The sequence below is a fragment of the Clostridium sp. genome (assembly GCF_032552055.1).
Taxonomy (GTDB): Bacteria; Bacillota; Clostridia; order Clostridiales; family Clostridiaceae; genus Clostridium.
In genome coordinates, this window is the sequence record NZ_JAWGSV010000384.1 from 1 (window position 1) to 1,852 (window position 1,852).

Below are 1,852 nucleotides of genomic sequence, written 5' to 3' on the forward strand. Positions count from 1 at the left end.
ATGAAGAGCTTAATTCATTTTATAATATTTATAAAAATAAGTTTAATAACAAGACTAATGGTATAACCTTTAGAAGATGGTTATTAAGTTGTAATGAAAGCTTATCCTCTTATATAGAAGACTTAATTGGAGGAGATTTTATAAAGGATTACAATAAGCTATCTAAGCTATATGACTATAAGGATAACAAGGAAGTCTTAAATAAAATAGGTGAAATAAAGAAGAGTAATAAAATTAATTTTAAAAATTACTTATTAAATACTCAAAATATTTCTATAGATGAAAATTCAATTTTTGATATACAAATAAAGAGGTTTCATGAGTATAAGAGACAACAAATGAATTTATTATATTTAATTTATAAATATTTAGAGATAAAAAAGGGTAAAAAGCCAGCTACGCCAATAACAACTATTTTTGGAGGAAAAGCAGCTCCAGCTTATATTATTGCTCAAGATATTATTCATGCTATTCTTTGCTTAAGTGAAGTAATAAATAATGATACGGAGGTAAATAAATTATTAAAAGTTGTAATGATAGAAAATTATAATGTAACAAGTGCATCAAAAGTTATTCCAGCTTGCGATGTTTCAGAACAAATTTCACTTGCATCTAAAGAAGCCTCAGGTACAGGAAATATGAAGTTTATGCTTAATGGCGCAGTAACATTAGGCACAGAAGATGGTGCTAATGTTGAAATAATGGACTTAGTAGGTAAGGATAATATTTATATATTTGGAGAAAAGAGTTCAGATGTAATTTCACATTATAAAAATAGAGATTATAATTCAAGAAACTACTATTATAAAGGTTTAATAAAACCATTGATAGATTTTATTGTTAGTGATGAAATGATTAAGGTAGGAGATAGTACTTCTCTTTATAGATTATTTAATGAACTTATAAACAAGGATTGGTTTATGACTTTATTAGATTTAGAAGATTATATAAAAATAAAAGAGAAAGTATTTAAAGATTACGAAGATAGAGAGGCTTGGAATAGAAAAGCTTTAATTAATATTAGTAAGGCTGGATTTTTCTCATCAGATAGAACTATTGAAGAGTACAATAAAGATATATGGAAGCTAAAATAATTAAAAATTAAAATGAATAACGAAGAATTGAGGAAAAAACTCCATAGGAGTTTATGAAATTGAATAATTTTTATAAGAGATGCCTTGTGGCATCTCTTTTTATATAAGTATTTTTTAATTCTTTCATTTTTTGATTCTCTAATTAAGTTAAAATTGCTATGCACAAATTAAGATTTAAATTTTTCTCTGTAAAAAATATCTTTAATTATGCAATATAAATTGTAATTTAAAAGATTGTAAAACAATATTCTACAATTTACACAACTATAAAGCTATTACATACCTTGTTATTATATTTTTAAATTAAATATTCTTATTTTTTATGGTAAAAAATTAAGAATTGATTTAGGAAAACTTTAGATAAAGTGATGAAATATATTAAGAATTGGAATTTATACTGAGATTATTAAATCTTAGGGGAGAGGAGTTAAATAAATTCTTTATATGAAAGGTAGTGAATAATGAGTAATAGCAAAATATCAATAAAAAAATGGATGTACTTAATTGTAGCTATAGTCGGAGTTATAGGTATAATGATTTATTTGGAGTCTAGTGGGATTTTAGGATATATGTCATCAATAGATGAATTTAAAGGATATATTGAAGGACTTGGAAGTAAAGCTTACATTGTATTTTTTATAATACAGTTAATTTCGATAATAGTTGCACCAATACCAAGCAATTTTAGTGCTGTAGCAGGTGCTATAGTACTTGGAATGTGGGAATCATTTATTATTACAACTTTAGCTATAGTAATT

1 protein-coding gene and 1 pseudogene are annotated in these 1,852 nt (G+C 24.6%); both read left to right on the forward strand.

Annotated features, from left to right (window positions below; translation table 11 throughout):
• Positions 1 to 1,094 (forward strand): glycogen/starch/alpha-glucan phosphorylase (locus tag E6248_RS15760; protein WP_316341715.1); only part of this gene is annotated, 1,094 nt, incomplete at its 5' end.
• Positions 1,095 to 1,555: 461 nt separating this feature from the next.
• Positions 1,556 to 1,852, forward strand: a pseudogene (locus E6248_RS15765) (TVP38/TMEM64 family protein); the annotation flags it as partial.